Origin of the sequence: Streptomyces sp. NPDC048643 (assembly GCF_040650615.1) — a bacterium.
GTDB lineage: Bacteria > Actinomycetota > Actinomycetes > Streptomycetales > Streptomycetaceae > Streptomyces.
Genome location: NZ_JBEZHO010000006.1, coordinates 51,487 through 72,565, shown reverse-complemented (window position 1 = coordinate 72,565; position 21,079 = coordinate 51,487). Strand labels below are relative to the sequence as shown.

Sequence of the window (21,079 nt, the reverse complement as noted above, 5' to 3'; positions counted from 1 at the left end):
TGGGTCCTCTGTTCTGTCGTACAGGCCGCCGGACCGGTCACGGCCCGGACGCCACCCCCGTACGCCCGTACCGGAAGCGCGCCGGGCGGGCCGGGAACCCCGGCGTCGCCGCGGCCGCCGCCGGCCGGCCCCGGAACCGAGGCACCATGCCCCTCATCGAGTTCACCCCGCGCCGCCACGACCGGAGGAGCCCGGCACCGGACACCGTCATGACGGCGGAGTGCCCTGCCGACGCCGCCCGTATCCGGAGGGCCCGGTGATACCCGGCGGCCGGTCGGCCCGCATCCAGGTGCTGGTGGCGCGGCAGGCGGCGCTGCGCGGTGCCCCGGCCGGCGTGCTGGACGTGTGCACCGCCGCGGTCGCCGCCCTCCCGGTCGGCGGGGCGGGGCTGTCCGCGATGTCCCGGACCACCCCGAGCCACCCCCTGTGCAGCACCGACGCCGTCAGCGAGCAGTTGGAGGAGCTCCAGCTCACCTTGGGCGAGGGACCCTGCGTGGACGCCTTCCTTCAGGGGTCCAGCGTCCTGACACCGGATCTGCTGACCGCCGAACTCCAGGACCGCTGGGCCGTGTTCGCCGACGCGGCCCTGGAGGCGGGGGCACGCGCGGTGTTCGCTCTCCCCCTGCAGATGGGGGCGATCAGCCCTGGCGTCCTCGACCTGTACGCGGACGTGCCGACCGTTCTGGACGGGGACGAACTCGCGGACGCGCTGGCCTTCGCCGATCTCGCGACACTCCTGCTGCTCGACGCGCGGATCGACGCCACGGGCGCGTCGGACGGCGGAGCGGCAACGGAACACGGGGGCGAGGACCTCGGGGGCTACCGGGCGGAGATCGACCAGGCCACCGGCATCCTCATGGTCCAGCTCGGCGTCGGCGTCGACGAGGCCTTCGTACGGCTCCGCGCCCACAGCTTCATGCGGGGGCGCCGGCTCGCCGAGGTGGCCGCCGACGTGGTGGCCCACCGACTCCGCTTCTCACCCGACGCGGATCCCGAACAGCCCGATGACGACAGCTGACGAGACATGAAGACCTGCCGAGAACCGACGAGAACCGACGAACGAGTGCCATCCGGCCGACGCACCGCCCTTCCCGCCCCTTCACCGCGGGAACAGTCCCAGCAGAGGGTGCCCACGATGAATCAGCAACTCCTGGCCAAGACCTTCGTCGAACTGGCCGACAACCTCGTCGCCGACTTCGACCTCATCGACTTCCTGCGCCTGCTCACCGACCGATCCGTGGCCATGCTGGACGCTGCCGCCGCCGGGGTGCTGCTCGCCGACCGCGACGGTGAACTGCGCGTCATGGCCGCCTCCAACGAACAGGTACGTCTGCTGGAGCTCTTCCAGTTGCAGAACGACGAGGGCCCCTGTCTGGAGTGCTTCCGCACGGGCACTCCGGTGATCGTCACCGACCTCGGCGCCGAGACCGCCCGATGGCCGCGCTTCGCGACGGCGGCCCGGGCAAGCGGGTTCGGGGCGGTCCAGGCACTGCCCATGCGGCTGCGGGACGAGGTCGTCGGCGCGCTGAACATCTTCCGCGCCGCGCCCGGCCCCTTCGACCCGGGCGCCGCCCCGCTCGCCCAGGCACTCGCCGACGTCGCCACCATCAGCCTCCTGCAACAACGCACCGCGCACCGCAGCAACGCCCTCAACGAACAGTTGCAGAACGCCCTGAACAGCCGCGTGCTGATCGAACAGGCCAAGGGCAAGCTCGCCGAACGGCAGGGCATCAACATGGAGGAGGCCTTCACCGCGCTGCGCCGCTACGCCCGTTCCCACAACCGGCGCCTGTCCGACGTGGCGCGCGCGTTCATCGACGACTCGGAACCCCTGCCCGGCCTGGTCGCCTGACCGCCCCGGGCGGCTACGGCTGCGTGCCGTCCTCGATCAGACGGCGATGGAGTTCCGTGGTCATGGAGTGGATCTCGCGTGTCAGCTCGGTGTTCGTCTTGAGTTCGAGATCCTGGAGAACGAAGTCGTGGTCGGCCTTGATCTGTTGGAACGCCGCCTGCCGGTTCTGCCCGATCATGACGAACGCCGACAGGAAGATCGCTTCGAGGGACACCACGAGCGTCAACGTCGGCCAGGGGCTCGCCTCGACGAACAGCATCCAGAGCGCGAAGGCGACGGCGTGGAGGTAGACGAAGGGCATCGACCCGGCGAACTTCGTGATGGCGTCGGCGATCCGCAGTTGGACGTCCTGGGCGCGGCTCTGCCGGTGCGCGATCACTGCCGGGTGGTGCCTGACCTCATTGTCCTGCTCGCTCATGAGCACAGGGTCCCAGGTGGCACCGGCGCGCCGAGACCCGGGGGAAGCCGGCGGCGGGCGGGCGGAGAACACCTCCGGAGCCCGGCACCCCGGCGACGCCCGGGGGCCGCGGGCGCCGTCACGCGGGCTCCCGCGGATCGCGCGCGTCGGCCATGCTCTGCCGTCGCAGGATCGCGCAGGTGCGGCTGATCAGACGGGAGACGTACACCTGCGAGATGCCGAGCTGGAGGCCGATGCGGTCCTGGGTCATCTCGCCGAAGAACCTCATGCAGAGAATCTGCCGTTCCCGTTCGGGCAGGGCCCGCAACAGGGGGCGGAGCGCCGCGCGGTCCGCGGCCCGGTCGATGCCGGGTTCCAGTTCTCCGAGGGTGTCGGCCGGTCGTCGGCCGCCCGCCGAACGGCCGGGCGCTGCCTCCGGGGAGACGGAGGCGAAGCTCCGCGACGCCCCCTGCCCGAGCCGTACGTCCGTCTCGCTCAGCCCGGTGTGCGCGGCGGTCTCGGGGACGGAGGGTCCACGGCCGCCCGGCGCCGCGTCCAGCTCATGGTCGGCCACGCGGGCCGGGCCACGTACCTCCTGCACGCGCCGGGGCACCCGCACGGCCCAGAGATCGTCGCGGAAGTGCCGCTTCACCTCTGCGAGGATCGTCGGTACGGCGAAACTCGGGAACGCCGAGCCGGCACCGGGGTCGAAGCCGGCCACCGCCTTGACCAGGCCCAGCCGGGCGACCTGGCTGAGGTCCTCGAAGGTCTCCCCGCGATGGCGGAAGCGCCGGGCCAGCCGCTCGGCCATCGGCGTCCAGGCGCACACCACCTCCTGTCGCAGCGCGGTCCTCTCCGGGCCGTTCCGCAGGGCGGCGATACGACGGAACACCGCGTCGGTGTCCGGCGCGTCCGCGGGGCGACCTACGCCGCTCCGACTGCGGTCGTACGTCGTCCGACTGTGCTGACGTATCGTCATGGAGCACGTGTCTCCCTCTGGTCACCGGCCGGTTCGGTCGACCGGACTGCCCGCAACACACCTTGCGCACAATTGAACAGACGCTCCGTCAGCTCTGCTCGGCCCGGTGCAGGCGTCCTAGTGCTCGGCGCAGCTCCCGCCGTACGGGTTCGGCGAGCGCCCCGCCGTCCGACATGGCCACCAGGGCCGCGGCCACGTCCCGGAGCTTGACGTTGCAGTGCTGCGACACGTCGACCAGCACACCCCAGGCCTGGTCGGTGGAACACGGAGCGAGGGCCATCACCATGCCGCGGGCCTGGTCGATCACCGGGCGGCTCGCCAACGCTCGTACCAACTGCTCGTTCTCGGCGCGGAGTTCACGGTTCTCCACAGCCAGCTCCGCGCCCCTGGTCGCCGCGACCGCCGCAGCCGGCGACGCGATCTGCCCTGGCCGGGGCGTGGTCATCCCGTGCACCGGGTGTCCTTCACGACGTCATCAACCTCCCGTAACGATCGTCGAGAACCACGGGGTGGTGTGCGACCTCATCCGTCACCCCCGCGGCGTTGGCTGTCGCGCCGGTCCTCGCGCCGCCACTGCGCCCGGTGCTGCCGGCGGTAGCGCCGGTCCCACTGCTCCTGACGGTGGCGGCGGTCCTGGTAGTCCCGGTACTCCCCGAGGTCGGAGAGGGATCCGCGTCCCCAACCCCCGCCCCGGTCGCGGCTGTTCCGCACGACGCCGAAGACGAGTACCGCCGCGATCAGCCACCAGACGGGACTGTGGAAACCGAGGGCGAACATGACCACGATGAGAACGAGAAGCAGGACGAACACGGCGGGCCTCCCCGGAGCGGAACAGAGTGTCACTGCCGGGGGCCAGGGCCTTTGAGAACAGCGTAGCCCCGTCCGGAGCCAGGGGACAGCACCGCACGTCAGCGTCCCTCCGCCGCCGGGAACGGGCGGCGAACTGATGGCCGCTCACCGTCTGTTCGGGGTGCCCGGCAAGGGCTAACGTGCCCGGTGCGGCCCCTGCCCCCGGCAGCGTCGATCACCTCTCGCGCCTCCTCGGGGGCGCAGCTGGCGCAGGTGTGCCGGACCCCGCCCCGTCGTCGACGGGCCGCTCTCCCCCGCATGCACCGTCGCCGCGCTGTCCGGCGCGGCCTCGACGCGCCCCAAGGCGGGCACGCCCCTCGGGCGTTCCGCCGCGTCGCACGCATCACAGGCGGTACGCATGTACGCGCTGCTCGTTCCCGTTTCCGCCCCCTTCGTCCTGCTCGCCACCGTGCTGGGCCTGTCCTGGTGGGAGGACCACGTCCTGCCGGCGACGGCAGAGCCGGTCGACGCGCCCCCCGAGTCCCCGCTCGCCGCACCGGACCCCGCCCCGACCTCAGAACTCCGCGGCGTCGAGGCCACGTTGACAGGGGGCGTCCCCAGGCGTTGACTGACGGCACGGCGCAGGGCCATGCGACTCCGGATCGTGCGGAGGACGCATCGCACCGTCCCGATTCGCCCGGACCCCGCGGAACCAGGTACTCCCGCGACCCGGAGAAGGCAACCATGATCACCGTATTGGTCATCGTCGTGATCGTCCTCGGCCTGTCCGCCCTCCTCTACAGCGGGCGTGGCCGGGCCCGGGGCAGCGGCGGGCGGCGCCTCAAGCGGCAGTTCGGGCCGGAGTACGACCGTGTCGTCGCCGATCACGACGGTGATGTCCGAGCGGCGGAGCAGGAGCTCGACGAGCGCGTGAGGCGTCACGGTTCCCTCAGGGAACGGCCCTTGTCACCGTCGGCCCGTGCGCAGTACGTGGCCGAGTGGGCCGCCCTGCAGGAGCGGTTCGTCGCGTCACCGCACGAGGCCGTCACCGAGGCCGACGAGTTGCTGGCGCGGCTGGCGAGGGACCGCGGCTTCCCCGGCGCCGAGCGGTTCGAGGAGCAGTGGGCCGCGCTCTCCGTCCACCACGCCTACTTCGTCGAGGGCTACCGCGACGTGCACACCGCGGCGCGCGGCCGGAGCGGCACCGAGGAGATGCGAGAGGCCATGGTCGAGGCGCGGGGTCTCTTCGAGGCCCTGGCCGGCGAGCCGCCCGTCGCGACCGGTGGGCGACGTCTGCCGTCTCCCGGCGGCCGGGGCAGCGCCGCGCCGTCACCCCAGTAACACCGTCCCACCCCCCGGGGCCTGTGAATCTGCCGCCGGGGCCCGCGCCGGGAGAGTCTGCGCCCGGGCGGCGGCTTCGCGCCGTGGCCTGCCGTCGGCGGGTCCGAGCGGTCAGGCGATCCCGGTCCCGCGCACGAGCAGCAGCGCCACGTCGACCACGGCGACGGCGACGGCCGCCGCGAACGCGGCCCGTTCCCGGCGACGCCCCAGCACCGTCCCCGTGACCGCCACCAGGGCGGCCAGCGCGAGCGCCGCGATCCCCCGTCCGCCGGGCGGTCCGGCCGGCCCCAGCACCAGCGTGGCGGACGCGGCCACCAGCGGTACCGGCAACAGCAGCCGGGCGCCGTCCGGGCCGAGCCGGTGCGGCCATCCCCGTACACCGATCGCCAGATCACCACGGATGTCCGGCAGGACGTCACCGAGGTGGGCGCCGATCCCGAGGAGCGCCCCCGCGGTGACCGCCCACCAGGCGGGCCACGGCCGGTCCGGCAGGCCCAGCGCCACGAACGCGGGCAGCGCCGCGAACCCCATCGCGTACGGCACCCAGGACCAGACGGTCGCCTTGAGCCGCAGGTCGTACGCCCAGGCCGCCGCGACTCCGGTCAGGTGGACGGCGCCCGCGAGGAGTCCGCACGCGAACGACAGCGGCACGCAGAGCGCCAGTGCCACGTACGCGGCCACCCAGACCTCCGTCACCCGGACGGTGCCGTCGACGACGGGTTTGCCCCGGCGGCCCGCGGCGAGGTCCCGGTGCGCGTCGAACGCGTCGTTGCACCAGCCGATGGACAACTGGCCGGTCAGCGCGGCGAGGGCGGTCAGCGCACAGCGGGCCGCGCTCTGGCCCGCGGTCGCGGCGAGCGCGGTCGTCAACGCGGTGACCGCCACGACGGGCCCGGGGTGGCAGGACCCGGCGAGACCGGCCGACCGGCCGGCCCACCTCGCCGCCGGGCGGCCGGCCGTCGACTGCCCCGGAATGCCCACGCGGCCGATCGTAGGCGTGCTCGCCCCCCACCGGCCGGACGCACGCCCGAAGGGGCGAACGTCCGTCCGGGCGAACCGCCGGACGGGCGATCCCTGGTGGTGAAGGCGCCGTCCGGGGAACAGGTGCAGGCATCCACCCAGTCGGTCACCGGACGGGAACCACATGACGCGGATCGCCGCCGTTCACGGCGCCCTCGCAGCGCACCGTCACACCCAGTCCGAGATCACCGACATAGTGGCGCGCACCTGCCTGCCGGAGGGCGCCGACCGCCGGGTCCTGGACCGGCTGCACACCAGCGCGCAGGTCCACTCCCGTCACATGACGCTGCCGCTCGAACGGTACGGGGAGCTCGACGGGTTCGGCGCCGCCAACGACGTCTTCATCACGGCGGCCACCGACCTGGGCGCCAGGACGGTCCGGGAGGCGCTGCGCCGGTCGGGGTTCTCCCCCGCCGACGTGGACCTGCTGATCTTCACGTCGGTCACCGGTATCGCGACTCCTTCGATCGACGCCCGGCTGGTCGGCCGTCTCGGACTGCGTCCGGACGTCAAGCGCCTCCCGCTGTTCGGTCTGGGCTGCGCCGGGGGCGCCGCCGGTCTGGCCCGTATGCACGACTACCTGCTGGGCCATCCCGACCAGGTGGCTGTCCTGCTCTCCGTCGAACTGTGCACACTCACCTTCCAGCGCGACGACGCCTCGATGGCCAACCTCGTGGCCACCGGCCTGTTCGGGGACGGGGCCGCCGCGGTGGTGGCCTGCGGCGCGGACCGCGCCGCGGCGAGAAGCGAGAGCACCGAGGCCACCGCGAGCGACGGCCCGACCGTGGTCGACACCCGCAGTCACCTGTACCCGGACACGGGACGCGTCATGGGGTGGGAGATCAGGACCTCCGGCTTCCAGGTCGTCCTCGATCCGCAGGTCCCCGACGTGGTGCGGCGCTATCTCGCCGAGGACGTCGAGGGGTTCCTCGGCGACCACGGTCTGAAGCCGAAGGACGTGACCGCCTGGGTGTGCCATCCGGGCGGCCCCAAGGTCCTGCACGCCGTCACCGACGCTCTCGAACTCCCTGACGGAGCACTGGATGTGACGTGGCGCCACCTGCGGGACGTCGGCAACCTGTCCTCGTCCTCGGTGCTCCACGTGCTGCGCGACACCCTCGCCGAACGCCGCCCGGCGCCGGGCACCCCGGGTCTGCTGCTGGCGATGGGACCGGGCTTCGCCTGCGAACTCGTCCTGCTGCGCTGGTAGTGACCCGCACCGCCGAAGGACACAGGACGCAGGAATCATGATCTGGTACGGACTTCTCGTGGCCGCCGTCGCCGCCGAGCGCGTCGCCGAACTCGTCGTCGCCCGCCGCAACGAGCGCTGGAGCACCGCGCGCGGCGCGACCGTCGCCGGGCAGGGCCACTACCCGGCGATGGTCGCCCTGCACACCGGTCTGCTGGCGGGGTGTCTCGCCGAGGTGTGGTCGGCCGACCGGCCTTTCGTCCCGGCGCTCGGGTGGCCGATGCTGGCCGTGCTCGCGGGCGCCCAGGGTCTGCGGTGGTGGTGCATCCGCAGCCTCGGCCCGCGGTGGAACACGCGCGTGATCGTCGTTCCCGGTCTGCCGCTGGTGGCGAAGGGCCCCTACCGCTGGCGATGGCTCAGGCACCCCAACTACGTGGCGGTCGTCGCCGAGGGCGTGGCGCTGCCGCTCGTCCACACGGCCTGGGTCACCGCGGTCGTCTTCACCGTCCTGAACGCGGTGCTACTCACCGTGCGCGTCCGCTGCGAGAACCGGGCGCTGGCGTCCGCCACCGCACCGGCCGCGACGGTGCCGGCGTGATCGACGTGCTGGTGGCGGGCGGCGGGCCGGCCGGGCTGGCCGCCGCGGTGCACGCCGCGCTCGCGGGCCTGGAGGCCGTCGTCGTGGAGCCCCGGGTCTCGCCCGTGGACAAGGCGTGCGGGGAGGGCGTCATGCCCAGCGGTGTCGCGGCGCTGCGGGCGCTGGGCGTGGAGGCGGCTGGGCGCGACCTGCGCGGCATCCGGTACGTGGACGGGGCCGCCCGCGCCGAGGCGCCCTTCCGCGGGCGGCCGGGGCTCGGGATCCGCCGTACGGCGCTGCACGCCGCGCTGCACCGGCGCGCTCTGGGCCTCGGGGTGCGCGTCGTTCAGGGCAAGGTCGGCGAGGTGCGCCAGAGCGAGGACACGGTCACCGCCGCCGGGATCACCGCCCGTTGGCTGATCGCCGCCGACGGGCTGCACTCCCCGGTGCGCCGCGCTCTCGGGCTGGAACGCCCGGCCCGGCCGCACGGCCGCTACGGGCTGCGCCGGCACTTCCGCGTCGAGCCGTGGACCGACTTCGTGGAGGTCCACTGGTCGCGGCACGGGGAGGCGTACGTGACGCCGGTGGCCGACGACCTGGTGGGCGTCGCCGTCCTCAGCCGCACCCGTCGCCCGTACGACGACCACCTGGCCGACTTTCCCGCGCTCACGGCGTCATTGCGCGGCCCCGCCGACACGAGCGTGCGGGGTGCCGGGCCGCTGTTGCAGCGCGTACGGCGCAGGGTCGCCGGCCGTGTGCTGCTCGTCGGGGACGCGGCGGGATACCTCGACGCCCTCACCGGCGAGGGCGTCGCGCTCGCGGTGGGGACCGCCGGGGCCGCCGTCCGCTGTCTGGCCGCGGGACGGCCGGAGCAGTACGAGCGTGCCTGGGCGGCACTGACACGCCGTCACCGTCTGCTGACCGGCGCCTTGTTGAGTGCGAGCAGTCGTCCGGGTGCCGCCCGGCTCATCGTCCCGGCGGCCTCCCGGATGCCCCCGGTCTTCGCGGCGGCGGTCCGGGCACTCCAGTAGCGGACCCGAGCCACAGCCGACTCTCCCGACCGCGGATCCGGCACGCACCCGGTCAAGGCGCGCTTCTCCGAGCCCTGTTGGAGGGGTCGGCATCTGTGATAGTCGACCTGCATGCCGAAGATGTCTGCCGGCGACGACGACGCCGACCGCCCGCCCCCGCGGACCCGGCTGGGTCGCGCTCTGCGTGATTCGCCCGTCGGGCGGGGATGGCGGCGGAGCACGGAGATCGAACTCGCGTCGAGGTCACTGGGCTTCGCGGCGCTCGGATTCCTCACCCTGGTCCCCCTGTTGATCGTCGTCTCCGCGGCCGATCCGGCGCACGGGCGGGGGTTCGCCGAGTGGCTGGGGGACGGACTCGGCGTGTCCAGGCCCGCGCGGGAGCAGGTCGCGCAGCTGTTCACGCGGCCCGGTCAGGTGCTGCAGACCACCACGGCCTTCGGCCTCGCCGCGCTCGCCGTCTTCGGTCTCAGCTTCGGGGCCGCGGTGCAGACCGGCTACGAGAAGATCTGGGACCTGCCCCCGGCCCGCTGGTACGGCCGATGGCGCCATGTGCTGTGGCTCGCCGCGCTCGTCGGCTCGCTCTTCCTGACCGCCACGACCACCCTGTGGCGCCACTCGGCCGCCGGAACGCTGGCCGCGACACTGAGCGCCGTCCTCTTCTTCTGGTGGTCGCAGTGGGTGCTGCTCGGCGGCAGGATCTCGTGGCCGGCGCTGCTGCCCGGCGCGGTCCTCACCGCCCTCGGCCTGCTGGGCCTGCGCGTCTTCTCACGCCTCGTCTTCTCACCGCTGATCGCCTCCAGCGCCGTCACCTACGGCCCCTTCGGCACCGCCCTGGTCGTCCAGTCCTGGCTGGTCGGCGTGGGGGTCGTGGTGTTCGACGGCGCCCTGGTGGGGCGGCTCCTGCACGAGGAACTCCCGTCGGTGGCCCAGGCGGTGAAGAGGCGGAGGGCCGGACGCCGGGAGGAGTGAGGGCCGGTCGCCGTGAGGAGTGAGGGCCGGTCGGCGCGAAGGTCCGTACGGTCACCCGGTCTCTTCGATGTACTCGAAGACCGCCCCGTCCGCGTGACGGGCGATGAGCCGTCGTCCGCCGGGTGCCGGGCCAGGTCCTTCGACGATGCGGCCGCCGGTCCGCTCGACCTCGACCACCACCGGTGCCAGGTCACGCACCAGCAGCGTCGCCACCCGGTCCCGGTACGCCGCCGTGTCCCCGCTGAGCAGCAGGAACGGCCCGACGCGGGCCAGTTCGACGTCACCGAACCGGAAGCGCACCGGCTCCTGTCCGTCGGCGAGAGCGCGGTACAGCACGAGCGAGGCGTCGAGGTCGTCGACGAGGACACGGGCGAGCACACCGGTGATGTTGGGCATGCCAGGGCCAACGACCGGGGCCCATGGCCTATGCCCGGAACCGGGCGACGGGCAACGGGCGTCGGGCGACGGCGGGAGCGGGCGCTTCTTCCGCCGGGCGGAAGTGGTGTTGCGGGGCCGCGGAGTCCGTCCCGACGATGGCGCCACCACCCAGAGACGGGAGCCGCTCCATGCCGCACATGACCTCCTTCGCCAGGAACCAGTGGTACGTCGTCGCCTACACCTACGAGGTGGGGCGCGAGTTGCTCGGCCGGACGGTCCTCGGGGAGCCGCTCGTCCTCTACCGCAGCGAGGAGGACGGGACGGCCGTCGCGCTGTCCGACCGGTGTGTGCACCGCCGCTTCCCGCTGTCCGAGAGCCGGCTCGACGGTGACCGGATCGTCTGCGGCTACCACGGCTTCACGTACGACACGACCGGGGCCTGCGTGTACGTGCCGGGGCAGAAACGGATACCGCGGACCGCCCGGGTCGCCGCCTACCCGGTCGTCGAGCAGGACCTGTTCGTCTGGGTGTGGATCGGCGACGCGGCGCTCGCCGATCCGGAGACCGTGTCGCGCGCCCGGCACATGGACGCGCCACAGTGGACGACGGTCAGCGGCATGGAGCCCATCGACGCCGACTACGGCCTCCTCGTCGACAACCTCCTCGACCTCTCCCACGAGACGTACCTGCACGGCGGCTACATCGGGACGCCCGAGGTCGCCGAGACGCCCATCTCCACCGAGGTCGACGAGGGCGCCGGGATCGTCCGCGTCTCCCGGCACATGGACGACGCCGAGTGCCCGCCCTTCTACGCCCGTTCGACCGGCATCGAGGGCCGCATCACGCGCTGGCAGGACATCGAGTACCACGCGCCGTGCCTCTATCTGCTGCACAGCAGGATCGCCCCGGTCGGCGTCCTGCCGGAGCCGGACGGCAGCGACCCGAACGCCTTCCACACCGAGATCACCTACGCCATCACGCCGTCCGCCGACGGCAAGGTGTACGACTTCTGGGCGGTCTCCCGCGACTTCGCCCGTTCGGACGACGACGTCACCGCCTTCCTGCGGGACTTCAACCACACGGTGGTGATGCAGGACGTCGACGCGCTCAACCTCCTCCAGCGGACACTCGGCACCGAACGCTCCGGCTACCAGGAGCTGAGCATCAACATCGACACCGGCGGCCTCGCCGCCCGCCGCATCCTGGCCCGGCTGGCCGAGGAGGGCGACAAGCCGATGGAGAGGGTCCGGTGAGCGGCCCCACCGGGGAGATCTACCGCGTCGACTGGCTTCCGGGCACGGACGTGCTGCACGGCACGTGCCACTGCGGCGCCGAGCACACCGCCGAGGACCCGATCGCGATGTGGGAGTGGATGCTCGCCCACCCCGAGGGACACCGCGCCGACGGAACGGGGGACGGCGGTTCATGAACACGTACGAGGCCGAACTCGTCGTCGCACGACGGGAGTCCGTCGCCGACGGCGTGGTCGCCCTGACCCTGCGCCATCCCCGGGGGGCGGAACTCCCCTCCTGGGAGCCGGGCGCCCACATCGATGTCGTCCTCGGGCCGGGCCTGGAACGCCAGTACTCCCTGTGCGGGGAACCGGCGGAGCGCCGGGAGTGGCGGATCGCGGTGCTGCGGGAGCCGGACGGCCGGGGCGGATCGGCCCATGTGCACGGCCGGTTGACGGAGGGAGCGCCGGTCCGGGTCAGGGGGCCGCGCAACCACTTCGCCCTCGTGCCCGCCCCGCGTTACCGGTTCGTCGCGGGCGGCATCGGCATCACGCCGATCCTGCCGATGCTCGCCGCCGCCGAGGCGGCGGGCGCGGAGTGGACACTGCTGTACGGCGGACGCACCCGCGGATCCATGGCGTTCACCGGGGAGTTGGAGCGCTACGGGCAGCGGGTCACGCTCGCGCCGCAGGACGAGACGGGTCTGCTGGACCACGCCGCCGTGCTGGACGGCGCCCCCGACGGCACCCTCGTCTACTGCTGCGGTCCGGAACCGCTCCTCGACGCGGTGGAGGCGGCCTGCCCGGCGGAGCTGCTGCGCGTCGAACGTTTCCGTCCCCGGCTCCAGGAGGCGGGCGGAGAGGCGGAGTTCGAGGTCGTGCTGGAACGGTCCGGGCGGACGGTGACCGTCGTCCCCGGGGTCTCCGTCCTCGACACCGTGCGCGCGGCCGGCGTCGAGGTGCTCTTCTCCTGCACCGAGGGCACCTGCGGGACCTGCGAGACGGACGTGCTCGACGGCACGCCGGACCACCGGGACTCGGTGCTCTCGGACGAGGAGCGGGAGGCCGGCGAGACGATGCTCATCTGTGTGTCCCGCTGCCACGGGAAGAGGCTCGTGCTGGATCTGTGACCCGAAGGTCCGCCTCGATCCGCGCGACCGTCACCAGCAGGTGGGGCAGCAGGTCGCGGCGGACCGAGTCGAGGGTGTTGCGGCTGGCGTGCACGGGGATGTTCACGGCGGCCACGACCGCGCCGTCCCGGTCCCGCACCGGGGCGGCGACCGACCGCAGGCCCTCCTCCAGCTCCTGGTCGACGATGGCGTACCCCTGCCGTCGCACCCGGCGCAGCTCCGTGCGCAGGCGGTCCGCCGACACGAGGGTCCGCGCGGTGAGGGGCCGCAGGTCGGCGCGGGCCAGCCGGGCGTCGGTCTCCTCGTCCGTGAGGTGCGCGAGGATCACCCGGCCCACGGAGGTGACATGGGCCGGGAAGCGGGTGCCGACGGTGATCGACGCCGCCATGATGCGCCGGGTGGGGACCCGCGCGACGTACACGATGTCGTCGCCGTCGAGAACGCACAGGGAGCTCGACTCCCCCACGGTTTCCGCGAGTTGCTCCAGATGGGGAAGGGCGATCTCGGGGAGGGTGAAGCCGGAGAGGTAGGCGTAGCCGAGTTCCAGGACGCGCGGGGTGAGCCGGAAGGTCCTGCCGTCCGTGTGGACGTAGCCGAGGTCGGCCAGGGTCAGCAGGAACCGGCGCGCCGCGGCACGGGTCAGGCCGCAGCCCCGCGCGACCTCACTGAGGGTCAGTTCGGGCCGGTCGGCGCCGAAGACGCGGATCACGGCCAGCCCGCGTTCGAAGGACCGGACGAAGTGGGGCGCTCGGGCTGCCGCGGACATCGTCGCCTCCAGAGGGACGCGCGGAGCGCTCCCCGCGCGACCGGGAGCACACTTCGACAACTGTCAACAATATTGTCAGCCAGAGCCATTGACCCGGCTCCGGCGGGGTTCTACCTTCGCGCTGTGCACCATTGTGCGGTCTGCGCACAACCTGTCGGAACACTCACGTCTGCACAGGAGGAGCCATGCGTCGTCTGCTCGCCGGTATCGCGGTCGGAGCCTTCCTGGTCGCCGCGTCGGCCTGCGGTTCGTCCGACGGCGGTGGCGCCTCGGACAAGAACGCGTCGTCCGGCGGCACCACCACGGTCAAGCTGGGCGTCATCCCCATCGTCGATGTCGCCCCCGTCTATCTGGGCCAGAAGAAGGGCTTCTACGCCGAGCACGGACTGAAGCTGTCGCTGACGACGGCGCAGGGCGGCGCCGCGATCGTGCCGGGGGTCGTCTCGGGCCAGTTCCAGTTCGGCTTCTCCAACATGACCTCACTGATGGTCGCCCAGTCGAACAACGTTCCCGTGCGTGCCATCGCCAACGGAGTCGCCTCGACGGGCGTCACGGGCAAGGACTTCGGCGCCATCACGGTCGAGAAGGGCAGCTCGATCAGCTCGCCGAAGCAGCTCGAGGGCAAGAAGGTCGCCGTCAACACCCTGAAGAACATCAACGAGACGGCCGTGCGCGAGTCGGTGCGCAAGGCCGGCGGCGATCCGGCGAAGGTGAAGTTCGTCGAGCTGGCCTTCGACCAGATGCCCGCGGCCCTCGACAGCGGGCAGATCGACGCCGCCATGGTGGTCGAGCCCGCGCTCGCCACGGTCAAGAGCCAGGGCGCCACCGAGATCGCCTCGTCCCTGGTCGACGTCGCCAAGGACCTCACCGTGGCGATGTACTTCACCTCGAGCCAGTACGCGCGGCAACATCCCGACACGGTCGCGAAGTTCCAGGAGGCGACGGCCGAGTCCCTCGCCTACGCCGACGCCCACCCGGACGAGGTCCGCGCGATCGTCACCACGTACACGAAGATCCCGGCAGCCGTCCTCGCGAAGGTGACCCTCCCGAAGTGGCCGGCCCGGGCGAACCGCGCCTCGATCGAGGCGCTGGAGCAACTCGGCGACCAGGACGGACTCTTCAAGACGGCACCCGACCTGGACAAGCTGCTGCCGTGAAACGGAAGCAGCCACAGGGAGGCGGCCCCGCCGGAGGTGTCCCGAACGCCGTCCTGGGCGCCGTCGGGCTCGCGGCCTTCCTCGCCCTCGGCGAGGTGGTGCCGCGGCTCGGCATCGTCAAGGAGCGGTACTTCCCGCCCACCAGCCGCATCGCCGGCGCGCTCGTCGACGAGATCGGCGAGCGCGCCTTCTGGACCGACCTCGGCGACACCCTGACCGGCTGGGCGCTGGGCCTCGCCATCGCCGTCGGCGCGGGCATCGTGGCCGGGGTGACCGTCTCCGTGGTGCCGTATCTGCGGGAGGCGACCGCCTCGACGATCGAGTTCCTGCGCCCCATCCCCTCGGTGGCCCTCATCCCGCTCGCCGTCCTCCTCTACGGCACCGAACTGCGGTCGGTGCTCCTCCTCGTGGTGTACGCCTCCTTCTGGCAGGTCCTCGTCCAGGTCATGTACGGCGTGCGCGACGTCGACCCGGTGGCCGAGGAGACGGCGCGCTCGTACGGACTCGGCGCCTGGGCACGGGTGCGCCATGTGCTGTGGCCGACGGCCCTCCCCTACGTGATGACCGGCGTCCGGCTCGCCGCGTCCGTCGCGCTCATCCTCACCGTGACCGCCGAACTCGTCATCGGGGCACCGGGGTTGGGGGCGCGCATCGCGGTCGCCCAGACCTCGCAGGCGGTACCCGAGATGTACGCGCTGATCGTCGTCACGGGCCTGCTCGGCCTGCTGATCAACGTGGGGGCGCGGTCCGTGGAGCGGCACGCGCTGGCCTGGCACCAGTCGGTGCGCGGGGAGGTGGCGGTGTGACGGGCGTGCCCTCCGGCCGCACCCGGCCGAACATGGGGAGTGTCCTCCTGCTGCGGGCGCTGTTCGTCGTCGCGCTCCCCGCGCTGCTCGTCGTCGTGTGGTGGCTCGCCTCGGACGGCAGCACGAACGTGTACTGGCCACCGCTGCGCACGATCCTGAAGACGTTCCCGGACGTCTGGACGGGCGACCGGCTCCGCGCCGACCTGCTGCCCAGTCTGCTGCGGCTGCTCGCCGGCTACGCGGTGGCGGCCGTCGCCGGGGTCGCCCTCGGCACCCTCATCGGCTCGTACCGGACGGTGCGGGCCGTGTGCGAACCGGTCCTGGAGTTCCTGCGCGCGGTGCCACCGCCCGTCCTCGTCCCCGTCATCATGCTGTTCGCCGGCATCGGCGACACCATGAAGATCGCGGTGATCGCGAGCGGCTGCGTCTGGCCGGTGCTGCTCAACACGGTCGAGGGCGTGCGCGCCGTCGACTCCGTGATGGCCGAGACGGCCCGCTCGTACGGGATCACCGGCCCGGCCCGGATGCGCGCGGTGGTACTGCCCGCGGCGAGCCCGCAGATCTTCGCGGGGCTGCGCCAGGCGCTGTCCATCGGGATCATCCTGATGGTCATCAGCGAGATGTTCGCGGCCAGCAACGGTCTCGGCTTCACCATCGTGCAGTTCCAGCGCGGCTTCGCCATCCCCGACATGTGGACCGGGATCCTCGTCCTCGGTCTGCTCGGCTTCCTCCTCTCGGTCGTCTTCCGGGTCGTGGAGCGCCGGGTACTCGGCTGGTACCACGGGCTGCGGGACTCCTCCCGGCGGTCCCCGTGACGACGCTCGTGAAAGGGCGGTCCATGCACGCGTCTCTGGTCGTCACCGGCCTGCGGAAGGTCTACGAGGGGTCGGGGCGCCGGGTGGAGGCGGTCCGCGATCTCACCTTCACCGTGGACACGGGTGAACTCGTGTGCCTGGTAGGCCCGTCGGGCTGCGGCAAGACGACCCTGCTCAAGTGCGTGGCCGGGCTGCTGACGCCGACGGCGGGCGAGGTACGGCTCGCCGGGCGCCCGGTGAGCGGGCCGCCGCCCGGCATGGCCTTCGTCTTCCAGGAGTACGGGCGCAGCCTCTTCCCCTGGATGCGGGTCGGCGAGAACGTCGAACTGCCCCTGAGGCAGAAGAAGCTGGGCCGGGCCCGGCGGCGCGAACTGGTCGCCGACGCGCTGGAGTCCGTCGGTCTGTCCGACGCGGCAGGCGCCTATCCCTGGCAGTTGTCCGGCGGGATGCAACAGCGGGTCGCCATCGCCCGTGCGCTGGCCTACGAACCCGACGTGCTGCTGATGGACGAGCCGTTCGCTGCGGTCGACGCGCAGACCCGTGCCGACCTGGAGGACCTGGTGCGGCGGCTGTGGCGGGAGCGCGGGATGACCATCCTGTTCGTGACGCACGACATCGACGAGGCGGTCTATCTCGGCGAACGGGTCCTGGTCCTGTCGGCCTCCCCCACCGTCGTGCGGGAACAGCTGAAGGTCGATCTGCCGGACGTGCGGGACCAGTTGCACACGCGCGTGGCCCCGCGCTTCGCCGAGTTGCGGACCCATGTGTACGAGCAGATCCAGGCGGCGAAGCGCGGGGAGACCCTCACGAGGACAGATACGCCTCCACTTCGCTGAGCTGCGCGGCGGGCCATCCGGTGTTGGCCGTGACGTTCAGCCGCAGGTAGCGCAGGTTCGTGCCGGCCGGCAGTGCGATCGTCACGGTGTTGCCGGTGCCCGGGTCGAAGCGGTAGCCCTGCGAACCGGCGACCGTGGAGTAGCCGGAGCCGTCGGTGCTGCCCAGCACGGACAGGGTCTGGGTGCGCGCCGCCCAGGCGGCGGCGGGCGGCAGCTTCAGGACGACGCGGCGGACCGCCTGCGTGGAGCCGAGATCGACCGTGACAGCCTGCGGGAAGGCGTTGTTGCTCGACTCCCAGTAGCTGTTGGCGTCCCCGTCGACGGCTCTGCCCGGGGTGTAGACGTCCTGGGAGCCGGTGGCGGTGGCCGGACGGCCCTTGGCCAGGTTGGCGTTCTGGTCCGGCGGCGGGGTGCCCTGGCCGGGCTGCGGCCAGGCCGAGCAGTTCGACCAGGTGCTGCTCCAGCCGGAGTTGCCGCCGCCGTCGGTGACGGTGAAGGTGCCCGAGCCGCTCGGGTAGGGGCAGTTGTAGATGCCGGCCGCACCGACGCCTGTGGCCTGGACGTTGCTGAACTTCGCGGAGCCCGGTGTCTCGGCCTGCACGACGACCGTCCCGGTGTTCTTCACGGTCGCCCCGGTCACGTTGATGTTGGACGTGGGGTATCCGCGGCCGCCGCCCGAGACGAACTCGAAGGCGCTGTACGGGCTGTCGGTGATCGTCGTGTTGGTGATGGCGACCGTCGCGTTGATCGCGCTGTCGTAGGAGTCGACCCGCAGCGCGCCCATCGGATGGCCCCAGTTGGGGTTGACCGCCCCGGTGCGCACCAGGGTGTTGCCGTCCACGGTGATCGTGCCGGCGAGCGGGGAGAAGGGGTCGAGGAACTTCTGGTTGGAGACGGCGATGCCGCTGCCGAGCGCGTTGGTGTCGGACACCAGGTTGTTCCTGACGCTGATGTCGGTGCCGCCGTAGATCGCGATGCCGTTGGCGAGGTTGGGCTGCGAGATGGTGTTGCTCTCGAAGCTGGAGTTGCTGTCCGCGCCGTTCAGCGACCACATGGCGAGCGAGTCGTCGCCCTGGTTGCGCAGGAAGTTGTTGCTCACGCGGACACCGTGGGCGTTGCCGTTGAGGTTGAGTCCGTCGGCGGTGGTGTCGAGGATACGGTTGTTCTCCACCACGAGGTTGTCGTTGTTGCCGGTCAGCCACAGGCCGACCTTGAGGTGCTGGATCCACATCCCGGAGACCGAACTCCCCGGTCCGAGTGAACCGTTGACGAAGTTGTCCGGGTTGGAGTCGACGCGCTCGGTGACCTCGCCGATGACCGCGAAGTTCTTGAGGTGGACGCCGCCGGAGGAGCTGCCCTGGTCGATGAAGCGGGACGCGTGGACGACGGAGTACCAGCCGCCCGCGCCCTGGAGGGTCACGTTCTGGACGCCGCTGAGCGAGGACGTGACGCGGTAGTCGCCCGGCGGGATCCACACGACGCCGCCCTGGGCTGCGGAGATCGCGTCCCGGAAGGCCTGGGTGGAGTCGCCCTGCCCGCTGGGGTCGGCGCCCTTGTCGGTGACGGACACGGACCCCGCGGGCCGGGTCGCTGCGGCGGCGACCTGCTCGAAGTCGGCCACGTCGACGGTGACCTGGGTCGAGGTGGCCTGGAAGGCGATCTTGTCGCCCGCCTGGACGTTCTGGCCGAGCAGCAGACGGGCGTTGTCGAAGAAGTGGTGCTGCTTGGCGCCGGCGATCCAGGACGTGTCCACGTAGGAGTACTTGGAGGTCACCGCGAGCGTCTTGGAGATCCTGGTGCCGTTGACGTACACGTCGAGCGTCCCCGACTGGCCGTCGGGGACGCTGTAGGAGACGTTCACCGCGTTGGCCGCGCGCGGCGCGGTGAACTCGACGCGCTGGCCCGCCGAGAGGCGGACGGCCTGCCGGCCGGAGGCCTCCGAGGCGAGGCTGCCCTGGGTGTAGTCGGGGCCGATCTTCGTGCCCGTCGTGGTGGCCGACTCCGCCTCGACCGAGGCGAAGGGGAGACTCGCGCCGGCCGCCGCCACCGCGGCGTGGGCCGTGGTGGCGGCGAGCATGCCGGCGGCGAGGGCGACGGCCGCGGCGCACGCGAGGGGCACGCGTCCGACAGTGCTGCTGTGCATGTGCTGATCCCTTCGAGGTGGGGGTGGGGATAGCGGTGTGCGTTCCGGCGGTGTCAGGCGCGCAGCCACACCGCCGTGTCCGGTGGGAGGAATCCGTCGGCGTCCAACGCGGCGCTGCCGAGCAGGAGTTCGGAGTGCTCCGGAAGCTCGACCGGTCCGTCGGCCAGGTTGACGACGCAGAGCAGGCCGTCGGTGCGGGCGAAGGCGAGGACGCCCTCGGGCGCGGGCAGCCAGGTGAGCGGGCCGTCGCCGAAGCCGGGTTCGGCGCGGCGGATGCCGAGGGCGGTCCGGTACAGGCTGAGCATCGAGGCGGGGTCCTCGGCCTGCCGGTCGGCCGCGTAGCCGGCCCAGTCGGCGGGTTGCGGAAGCCACGGGTCGCCGCCGAACCCCGCGTGGGGCGCCTCGGCCGCCCAGGGCAGGGGCACCCGGCAGCCGTCGCGACCCGGGTCCGTCCCGCCGGAGCGGAGGTACATCGGGTCCTGGATGCTCTCCAGCGGCAACTCGACCTCGGGCAGGCCGAGTTCCTCACCCTGGTAGACGTACACGGAGCCGGGCAGGGCGAGCGAGAGCAGAGCGGCGGCCCGGGCCCTTCGGGTGCCGAGGGCGAGGTCGGTGGGGGTTCCGAAGGCCTTGGCGGTGAACTCGAAGCCGGTCTCGGTGCGGCCGTAGCGGGTGACCGTGCGGGTCACGTCGTGGTTGCACAGCACCCAGGTGGCCGGCGCCCCGACGGGCGCGTGCTCGGCGAGGGTGTCGTCGATGGAGGTGCGCAGCCGTGCCGCGTCCCAGGGGCAGGACAGGAAGGAGAAGTTGAACGCGGTGTGCAGCTCGTCCGGGCGCAGGTAGCGGGCGAAGCGCTCGGTGTCGGGGAGCCAGACCTCGCCGACGAAGACACCGTCGTAGGCGTCGGCGACCGACCGCCAGGAGCGGTAGATGTCGTGGAGGTCGTCGCGGTCGACGTACGGGTTCGGGTCGACGCCCTCGACGTAGTCCGGCAGGTCGGGGTCCTTGGCGAGCAGCGCGGCCGAGTCGATGCGGACACCCGCGACGCCCCGGTCGAACCAGAAGCGCAGGATCTCCTCGTGCTCCTGCCGGACGGCCGGGTGGTCCCAGTTGAGGTCGGGCTGCTCGGGGGTGAAGAGGTGGAGGTACCAGTCGCCGTCGGGCAGCCGGGTCCATACGGGTTCGGTGGAGCCGGCGAACTGGGAGGGCCAGTCGTTGGGCGGGAGTTCGCCGTTCTCGCCGCGGCCGGGGCGGAAGTGGAACAGCTCGCGCTCCGGGCCGCCCGCCAGGGCCGCCTGGAACCACGGGTGCTGGTCGGACACGTGGTTGGGCACGATGTCGACCAGGGTGCGGATGCCCAGTTCTCGGGCCTCGGCGATGAGCTTCTCCGCCTCGGCGAGCGTCCCGAAGGCCGGGTCGATGGAGCGGTAGTCGGCCACGTCGTAGCCGCCGTCGGCCATGGGTGAGCGGTACCAGGGGTTGAACCACAGTGCGTCCACGCCGAGTTCGGCGAGATAGGGCAGTCTGGCGCGGACACCCGCGAGGTCGCCGGTGCCGTCGCCGTCGCCGTCCGAGAAGCTGCGGACGTACACCTGGTAGATGACGGCGGATCGCCACCACGCGGACTGATTTCGGGCAGGGCGGGGCTGTCCCACGGTGCGATGCCTTTCGTT

At 72.3% G+C, this 21,079-nt stretch carries 24 protein-coding genes; 15 read left to right on the top strand and 9 right to left on the bottom strand.

Annotated features, from left to right (window positions below; all coding sequences use genetic code 11):
* Positions 1-256: 256 nt before the first annotated feature.
* Both AB0C62_RS08315 and AB0C62_RS08310 read left to right on the top strand, forming a co-directional pair.
* Positions 257-1,018: an ANTAR domain-containing protein gene (locus AB0C62_RS08315; protein ID WP_362970807.1), complete on the top strand. Its 762-nt coding sequence runs from the start codon at positions 257-259 to the stop codon at positions 1,016-1,018.
* Between the two features lie 117 nt (positions 1,019-1,135).
* Positions 1,136-1,852: a GAF and ANTAR domain-containing protein gene (locus tag AB0C62_RS08310; RefSeq protein ID WP_362970805.1), complete on the top strand. Its 717-nt coding sequence runs from the start codon at positions 1,136-1,138 to the stop codon at positions 1,850-1,852.
* 13 nt (positions 1,853-1,865) lie between these two features.
* On the opposite strand, the gene AB0C62_RS08305 is transcribed toward AB0C62_RS08310, so the two are convergent.
* The 4 genes from AB0C62_RS08305 to AB0C62_RS08290 all read right to left on the bottom strand — a co-directional run bounded on the left by AB0C62_RS08305 (position 1,866) and on the right by AB0C62_RS08290 (position 4,038).
* Positions 1,866-2,270, bottom strand: a complete 405-nt coding sequence (locus AB0C62_RS08305; protein WP_362970803.1) for a DUF1003 domain-containing protein — start codon at positions 2,268-2,270, stop codon at positions 1,866-1,868.
* A 118-nt stretch (positions 2,271-2,388) separates the two neighbouring features.
* Positions 2,389-3,228 carry a sigma-70 family RNA polymerase sigma factor gene (locus tag AB0C62_RS08300; protein ID WP_362970801.1) on the bottom strand — a complete coding sequence of 280 codons (840 nt, stop codon included), beginning with the start codon at positions 3,226-3,228 and terminating at the stop codon, positions 2,389-2,391.
* Between the two features lie 88 nt (positions 3,229-3,316).
* On the bottom strand, positions 3,317-3,673 hold the full coding sequence (locus tag AB0C62_RS08295) for an ANTAR domain-containing protein (RefSeq protein WP_362970799.1): 357 nt from the start codon (positions 3,671-3,673) through the stop codon (positions 3,317-3,319).
* Positions 3,674-3,750: 77 nt separating this feature from the next.
* Positions 3,751-4,038: a hypothetical protein gene (locus AB0C62_RS08290; protein WP_362970797.1), complete on the bottom strand. Its 288-nt coding sequence runs from the start codon at positions 4,036-4,038 to the stop codon at positions 3,751-3,753.
* A 397-nt stretch (positions 4,039-4,435) separates the two neighbouring features.
* Here AB0C62_RS08290 and AB0C62_RS08285 point away from each other — a divergent pair, with 397 nt between their 5' ends.
* Together AB0C62_RS08285 and AB0C62_RS08280 are read left to right on the top strand one after the other, a co-directional pair.
* Positions 4,436-4,645, top strand: a complete 210-nt coding sequence (locus AB0C62_RS08285) for a hypothetical protein (protein ID WP_362970795.1) — start codon at positions 4,436-4,438, stop codon at positions 4,643-4,645.
* 116 nt (positions 4,646-4,761) lie between these two features.
* Positions 4,762-5,358, top strand: a complete 597-nt coding sequence (locus AB0C62_RS08280) for a hypothetical protein (protein ID WP_362970793.1) — start codon at positions 4,762-4,764, stop codon at positions 5,356-5,358.
* Between the two features lie 111 nt (positions 5,359-5,469).
* Here AB0C62_RS08280 and AB0C62_RS08275 read toward each other — a convergent pair whose 3' ends face one another.
* Entirely contained in the window at positions 5,470-6,339 is an 870-nt protein-coding gene (locus AB0C62_RS08275) for a UbiA family prenyltransferase (RefSeq protein ID WP_362970791.1), read from the bottom strand.
* Positions 6,340-6,502: 163 nt separating this feature from the next.
* On the opposite strand from AB0C62_RS08275, the gene AB0C62_RS08270 reads away from it, so the two are divergent.
* From AB0C62_RS08270 to AB0C62_RS08255, 4 genes are all read left to right on the top strand, one after another.
* A complete protein-coding gene (locus AB0C62_RS08270; RefSeq protein ID WP_362970789.1) occupies positions 6,503-7,588 on the top strand; it encodes a 3-oxoacyl-[acyl-carrier-protein] synthase III C-terminal domain-containing protein in 1,086 nt (361 codons plus the stop codon).
* A gap of 37 nt (positions 7,589-7,625) precedes the next feature.
* Positions 7,626-8,165 (top strand): isoprenylcysteine carboxylmethyltransferase family protein, encoded by a 540-nt coding sequence (locus AB0C62_RS08265; protein ID WP_362970787.1) that lies wholly within the window; start codon positions 7,626-7,628, stop codon positions 8,163-8,165.
* Positions 8,162-9,175: an FAD-dependent monooxygenase gene (locus tag AB0C62_RS08260; protein WP_362970785.1), complete on the top strand. Its 1,014-nt coding sequence runs from the start codon at positions 8,162-8,164 to the stop codon at positions 9,173-9,175. Before AB0C62_RS08265 ends, AB0C62_RS08260 begins: the two co-directional genes overlap by 4 nt.
* 120 nt (positions 9,176-9,295) lie before the next feature.
* Complete coding sequence (locus AB0C62_RS08255; protein WP_362971108.1) at positions 9,296-10,144, top strand: YhjD/YihY/BrkB family envelope integrity protein; 849 nt, start codon at positions 9,296-9,298, stop codon at positions 10,142-10,144.
* Positions 10,145-10,195: 51 nt separating this feature from the next.
* Here the strand turns inward: AB0C62_RS08255 and AB0C62_RS08250 are convergent, their stop codons facing one another.
* Positions 10,196-10,540: a VOC family protein gene (locus AB0C62_RS08250; protein WP_362970783.1), complete on the bottom strand. Its 345-nt coding sequence runs from the start codon at positions 10,538-10,540 to the stop codon at positions 10,196-10,198.
* A gap of 170 nt (positions 10,541-10,710) precedes the next feature.
* Between AB0C62_RS08250 and AB0C62_RS08245 the strand changes: the two genes are divergently transcribed.
* From AB0C62_RS08245 to AB0C62_RS08235, 3 genes are read left to right on the top strand one after another with little or no spacing between them, the layout of a single operon-like run.
* Entirely contained in the window at positions 10,711-11,775 is a 1,065-nt protein-coding gene (locus AB0C62_RS08245) for an aromatic ring-hydroxylating dioxygenase subunit alpha (protein ID WP_362970781.1), read from the top strand.
* Entirely contained in the window at positions 11,772-11,951 is a 180-nt protein-coding gene (locus AB0C62_RS08240) for a hypothetical protein (RefSeq protein WP_362970779.1), read from the top strand. Before AB0C62_RS08245 ends, AB0C62_RS08240 begins: the two co-directional genes overlap by 4 nt.
* Positions 11,948-12,883 carry a PDR/VanB family oxidoreductase gene (locus tag AB0C62_RS08235; protein WP_362970777.1) on the top strand — a complete coding sequence of 312 codons (936 nt, stop codon included), beginning with the start codon at positions 11,948-11,950 and terminating at the stop codon, positions 12,881-12,883. Before AB0C62_RS08240 ends, AB0C62_RS08235 begins: the two co-directional genes overlap by 4 nt.
* Here AB0C62_RS08235 and AB0C62_RS08230 read toward each other — a convergent pair.
* The gene (locus tag AB0C62_RS08230) at positions 12,834-13,649 is read right to left on the bottom strand and encodes an IclR family transcriptional regulator C-terminal domain-containing protein (RefSeq protein WP_362970775.1); all 816 of its coding nucleotides are present in this window, start codon (positions 13,647-13,649) and stop codon (positions 12,834-12,836) included. The two genes, AB0C62_RS08235 and AB0C62_RS08230, sit on opposite strands and share 50 nt — an antisense overlap.
* 185 nt (positions 13,650-13,834) lie before the next feature.
* On the opposite strand from AB0C62_RS08230, the gene AB0C62_RS08225 reads away from it, so the two are divergent.
* From AB0C62_RS08225 to AB0C62_RS08210, 4 genes are read left to right on the top strand one after another with little or no spacing between them, the layout of a single operon-like run.
* Positions 13,835-14,806: an ABC transporter substrate-binding protein gene (locus tag AB0C62_RS08225; protein WP_362970773.1), complete on the top strand. Its 972-nt coding sequence runs from the start codon at positions 13,835-13,837 to the stop codon at positions 14,804-14,806.
* Complete coding sequence (locus AB0C62_RS08220; protein WP_362970771.1) at positions 14,803-15,612, top strand: ABC transporter permease; 810 nt, start codon at positions 14,803-14,805, stop codon at positions 15,610-15,612. Before AB0C62_RS08225 ends, AB0C62_RS08220 begins: the two co-directional genes overlap by 4 nt.
* Before the next feature lie 32 nt (positions 15,613-15,644).
* On the top strand, positions 15,645-16,427 hold the full coding sequence (locus AB0C62_RS08215; RefSeq protein ID WP_362971106.1) for an ABC transporter permease subunit: 783 nt from the start codon (positions 15,645-15,647) through the stop codon (positions 16,425-16,427).
* Positions 16,428-16,450: 23 nt separating this feature from the next.
* Positions 16,451-17,263, top strand: a complete 813-nt coding sequence (locus tag AB0C62_RS08210) for an ABC transporter ATP-binding protein (protein ID WP_362970769.1) — start codon at positions 16,451-16,453, stop codon at positions 17,261-17,263.
* On the opposite strand, the gene AB0C62_RS08205 is transcribed toward AB0C62_RS08210, so the two are convergent.
* Positions 17,232-19,406 carry a discoidin domain-containing protein gene (locus AB0C62_RS08205; protein WP_362970767.1) on the bottom strand — a complete coding sequence of 725 codons (2,175 nt, stop codon included), beginning with the start codon at positions 19,404-19,406 and terminating at the stop codon, positions 17,232-17,234. The two genes, AB0C62_RS08210 and AB0C62_RS08205, sit on opposite strands and share 32 nt — an antisense overlap.
* A gap of 53 nt (positions 19,407-19,459) precedes the next feature.
* Entirely contained in the window at positions 19,460-21,061 is a 1,602-nt protein-coding gene (locus AB0C62_RS08200) for a glycoside hydrolase family 13 protein (protein WP_362970765.1), read from the bottom strand.
* Between the last annotated feature and the right edge of the window lie 18 nt (positions 21,062-21,079).

Bases quoted from the DNA above. Each gene is read 5' to 3' on its own strand.
- AB0C62_RS08310 (WP_362970805.1), top strand. From the start codon at position 1,136: ATGAATCAGCAACTCCTGGCCAAGACCTTCGTCGAACTGGCCGACAAC.
- AB0C62_RS08305 (WP_362970803.1), bottom strand. From the start codon at position 2,270: ATGAGCGAGCAGGACAATGAGGTCAGGCACCACCCGGCAGTGATCGCG.
- AB0C62_RS08300 (WP_362970801.1), bottom strand. From the start codon at position 3,228: ATGACGATACGTCAGCACAGTCGGACGACGTACGACCGCAGTCGGAGC.
- AB0C62_RS08295 (WP_362970799.1), bottom strand. From the start codon at position 3,673: ATGACCACGCCCCGGCCAGGGCAGATCGCGTCGCCGGCTGCGGCGGTC.
- AB0C62_RS08285 (WP_362970795.1), top strand. From the start codon at position 4,436: ATGTACGCGCTGCTCGTTCCCGTTTCCGCCCCCTTCGTCCTGCTCGCC.
- AB0C62_RS08280 (WP_362970793.1), top strand. From the start codon at position 4,762: ATGATCACCGTATTGGTCATCGTCGTGATCGTCCTCGGCCTGTCCGCC.
- AB0C62_RS08270 (WP_362970789.1), top strand. From the start codon at position 6,503: ATGACGCGGATCGCCGCCGTTCACGGCGCCCTCGCAGCGCACCGTCAC.
- AB0C62_RS08265 (WP_362970787.1), top strand. From the start codon at position 7,626: ATGATCTGGTACGGACTTCTCGTGGCCGCCGTCGCCGCCGAGCGCGTC.
- AB0C62_RS08255 (WP_362971108.1), top strand. From the start codon at position 9,296: ATGTCTGCCGGCGACGACGACGCCGACCGCCCGCCCCCGCGGACCCGG.
- AB0C62_RS08250 (WP_362970783.1), bottom strand. From the start codon at position 10,540: ATGCCCAACATCACCGGTGTGCTCGCCCGTGTCCTCGTCGACGACCTC.
- AB0C62_RS08245 (WP_362970781.1), top strand. From the start codon at position 10,711: ATGCCGCACATGACCTCCTTCGCCAGGAACCAGTGGTACGTCGTCGCC.
- AB0C62_RS08235 (WP_362970777.1), top strand. From the start codon at position 11,948: ATGAACACGTACGAGGCCGAACTCGTCGTCGCACGACGGGAGTCCGTC.
- AB0C62_RS08230 (WP_362970775.1), bottom strand. From the start codon at position 13,649: ATGTCCGCGGCAGCCCGAGCGCCCCACTTCGTCCGGTCCTTCGAACGC.
- AB0C62_RS08225 (WP_362970773.1), top strand. From the start codon at position 13,835: ATGCGTCGTCTGCTCGCCGGTATCGCGGTCGGAGCCTTCCTGGTCGCC.
- AB0C62_RS08215 (WP_362971106.1), top strand. From the start codon at position 15,645: ATGGGGAGTGTCCTCCTGCTGCGGGCGCTGTTCGTCGTCGCGCTCCCC.
- AB0C62_RS08210 (WP_362970769.1), top strand. From the start codon at position 16,451: ATGCACGCGTCTCTGGTCGTCACCGGCCTGCGGAAGGTCTACGAGGGG.
- AB0C62_RS08205 (WP_362970767.1), bottom strand. From the start codon at position 19,406: ATGCACAGCAGCACTGTCGGACGCGTGCCCCTCGCGTGCGCCGCGGCC.